Annotated in this window: 3 protein-coding genes; 1 reads left to right on the top strand and 2 read right to left on the bottom strand. The window is 58.2% G+C overall.

All coding sequences use genetic code 11. The features are described from left to right. Positions 1-79: 79 nt before the first annotated feature. Positions 80-928 carry a methyltransferase domain-containing protein gene (locus NW838_RS11760; protein WP_414358312.1) on the bottom strand — a complete coding sequence of 283 codons (849 nt, stop codon included), beginning with the start codon at positions 926-928 and terminating at the stop codon, positions 80-82. Between the two features lie 122 nt (positions 929-1,050). Further along, positions 1,051-1,845 carry a CDP-alcohol phosphatidyltransferase family protein gene (locus NW838_RS11755; protein ID WP_414358314.1) on the bottom strand — a complete coding sequence of 265 codons (795 nt, stop codon included), beginning with the start codon at positions 1,843-1,845 and terminating at the stop codon, positions 1,051-1,053. A gap of 298 nt (positions 1,846-2,143) precedes the next feature. Here NW838_RS11755 and NW838_RS11750 point away from each other — a divergent pair, with 298 nt between their 5' ends. After that, a complete protein-coding gene (locus NW838_RS11750; protein WP_414344385.1) occupies positions 2,144-3,127 on the top strand; it encodes an ABC transporter ATP-binding protein in 984 nt (327 codons plus the stop codon). The last annotated feature ends 138 nt before the right edge of the window (positions 3,128-3,265 follow it).

The following is a 3,265-nucleotide window of genomic DNA, read 5'->3' as shown; positions in this document are numbered from 1 at the left end:
GCCACCTCAGCCGGACTTTTGAGCCCATTTTCCCAAGCGCCCCTTCTCCCAAAGGGGAGCAAGGGATCCCTGCGGTGGGCTAGCTTTTGGGTTTGAACCCAGTCAAGAGGCCAAAGCGGAGCAAGCCGGTGGCATAAGCCTGACGCATCAGGCCCAGCCCCAGCGCCCCGCGAACGGTAACCCAGCCGCTGCGCAGCAAAGCCCAGATCCAGCGCCAGTCGCGGGCAGAAGCGATCACCTCATCCCAGAAAGGGGCCACTCGCTCCGACCAGTCGGCGCTGCGCACCTGCTCAAAGCCCACCTGTTGGGCCAGAGCCTCGTAGCTGGAGAGGCTGATCACATAGGGCAGGCAGTACACCTCGTAGATTTTCTGCAAAAGCTGTTGATCCTGCTGGCTCAGGGATCCCTCGCGGTGGCACCAGGTTACCACCATCACCTGCCCGCCCGGTTGCAAGACCCGCCAGCCCTCGGCCAGAAACTGCCGCTTATCCGGCATGTGCTCGCCGCTTTCCAGAGACCACACCAGATCAAAGGTGTTGTCTGCAAAGGGCATCTCCAGGGCATCGGCCACCTGAAATCGCACCTTGTTGCTCAGGCCGGCCTCTTGGGCGCGCTCCGTAGCCCGCTTGGCTTGGACGGGGCTGAGGGTAATGCCCGTAACCTGTGCCCCAAAGCGCCGGGCTAACTCCAAGCTGCTTCCCCCAATGCCACAGCCAAGATCAAGAATGTGCTGGGGAGGGCAGGGATCCCCGATCTGGCCCCACTGGATAACCCTATCAATCAAGTCAATCTGAGCTTGGCGGCGATCCTTACCGGTTTGGCCCGGCTCGTAATAGCCATGGTGCATGTGCTCCCCCCACACCCGCTCCCAGAGGCCGGAGGAGGCATCGTAGAAGTGGCGAATGCGTTGGTTGAGGGTGGAGGTCATGGCAACAGATCTCCATGGCTTTTTTATTTTGGATCCTCTCGCCCGGTGAAATCTGATGGGGAACCCTTGTAACCCAACTCGCGCCAGCCGGACGGAGCCATAGTAACAGACCCTTTCCGGGCTCACCTTGAAGCAGAAAGCGATCCCAGCGCCCAAACCAACCGCTGCACAGCACTGAAGAGCACCAGAATTGCCATCAGCCCAAACAAGCCCACCATGTACTCCGGGAAAAGGAAAAACAAGCCGTAGAAAAAGATGGTTTCGCTGCCCTCGATAAGCCCCGACGGCATACTTAAGCTGGTCAGTTCATCCAGGGATCCCGCCCCGCCGGAACCATCTGTCCTCATTGACCCGCAACGCTGTCGCGAACGCCGTTTTTCCAACAGCCCTGCCAAATACATCCAGGAGCAAAGGTTGATGTAAAAGCTGGCCAGCATCAGAGCCAGAGAAGCATAGCCCAGCAGGGATCCCTGGTGAAAGGCCAGCCCCAGGGGAACGACCGCGTAGACCACCACATCCAGCAGCATATCCAGGTAGCCCCCCAGATCGCTTTGCCGTCCCTGCAGACGAGCCAACGTGCCGTCCAGCCCGTCCATAAACCGGTTCAGCAACCACAGGCCCAGCCCCCACCCGTAGGCCCCGTAAGCTGCCGCTGTCCCAGAGGCCAGGCCCATGGCAAACCCCGACAGGGTAATGGCTAGGGGATGCACCTGTTGGAGAGGGGTTTGCAGCACTGGAGCCAACAGCCGCTCCTTCCACTGCCTAAGCACCTTATCCAGCAAGAAACACTCCTTTCTTATTGCTCTGCAACGCTGTTGCCGATGATCACCACCGGCTGGGATCCCAGAGGCCAGAGGCACAAAACCTCTGGATTCAATTTTCTTGCTCCGCACCGCCAACGCGATGGAAATCATCATCCCAGAATCATCCCAGATGATGAGAATGCTACTGAAGGGAGGTCAGAGCAAAGTGCTGTGCCTACGGCAAAGGAACCGCACCGCTGTTGCGAATGAAGCGGATACCTACGCGGAGTATGTTTGCTCTGGCCCCTTTCCTCTACCGGAAGTGCTGCGGCAAGCCTAGGCTGGGACAAAGCCTGTGGGTAAACTAAAGGTTAGGCTGGGTAGCCTATCGCCTGGCGGACTGTGTGCTCCTTAACTCGGTGTTCGCGGCACCTTTTTCTCCCTCAACTCCAACATACCTACGAGCGAGTCCATGAGCGAGACCCCCACTTCCCCAGCAGAAGCGTTCGCGGCACCAGAGCCGGTCATTGCCATCACCGGCCTGACCAAAACCTATCGCACAGGATTTTGGCTGAACAAGGTGGTCAGCCCCCTCAAAGATTTTTCTCTGACTGTGGCCCGCGGAGAAACCTTTGGGCTGCTGGGGCCCAACGGGGCCGGGAAAACCACCACCATCAAATGCCTACTGGGCATTGTGGAGCCCACCCGCGGCAGCGGCACTTTGCTGGGCAAACCCCTGGGGGATCGCTCCATCAAGCAACAGGTGGGATATTTGCCGGAGAACCCCTATTTTTACGATTACTTGACGGCATGGGAGTTTCTCCAGTTTGCCGGCAAGGTGTTTGGTCTGCCCAATAGCCTGTTGAAGGAGCGGATCCCGCAACTGCTGGAGCTGGTGGGGCTTTCTATAGATACGGCCCGCAAAAAACAACTGCGCACCTACTCCAAGGGCATGCTGCAGCGCACTGGCATGGCCCAAGCGCTGATCAACGACCCAGAGCTGGTGTTTCTGGATGAGCCGATGTCGGGACTGGATCCCATGGGCCGCTATCAAATGCGCGAGATCATTCTGTCCCTCAAGCAGCAGGGCAAAACGGTGTTTTTCAACAGCCATATCCTGGCGGATGTGGAAGTTATCTGCAACCGAGTCGGCCTGATCATCGGCGGCAAATTGGTGCATCAGGGAACTTTGGATGACTTGCTGGGAGAGAGCAAAAGCTATCGGGTACAGGGGCACGGTGGCGCCGTCGAACAGTTCCGCGACCGCCTAGAGCACTTCTCGATTCAGGGATCCCATTGGTCGGGGGAATGGAGTGGATCCCTACCGGAGTTGCTGAGCCTTTTGAACCAAGCGGGGGCACTGGTCACCGACTTGCATTGGCAACGGCAATCCCTAGAAGAATTCTTTGTGGAGCAAGTGCGGGCCATTGAAGGGGATCATCCGGTCTCTGCCTAGGCTGGCCGTTCGCACTGGTGCTATGGAGAACCCCGAGAGCAGGACGGAGTTCTGCCCTGAGTATTTCCCAGTAGGGGACTCTGTGCTGATACATTTACGCTGAACACTGCTGAACATCACTGTTCAACTATGCAGCGA

Source organism: Synechococcus sp. R55.2, assembly GCF_047462075.1.
Classification (GTDB): domain Bacteria; phylum Cyanobacteriota; class Cyanobacteriia; order Thermostichales; family Thermostichaceae; genus Thermostichus.
Note: the sequence above shows the minus strand (reverse complement) of the source record. Positions and strands in the feature narration are given on the sequence as shown.

Excerpts from the sequence above, each read along its gene's own strand:
- NW838_RS11760 (WP_414358312.1), bottom strand. The coding sequence starts at position 928 with ATGACCTCCACCCTCAACCAACGCATTCGCCACTTCTACGATGCCTCC.
- NW838_RS11755 (WP_414358314.1), bottom strand. The coding sequence starts at position 1,845 with ATGATGATTTCCATCGCGTTGGCGGTGCGGAGCAAGAAAATTGAATCC.
- NW838_RS11750 (WP_414344385.1), top strand. The coding sequence starts at position 2,144 with ATGAGCGAGACCCCCACTTCCCCAGCAGAAGCGTTCGCGGCACCAGAG.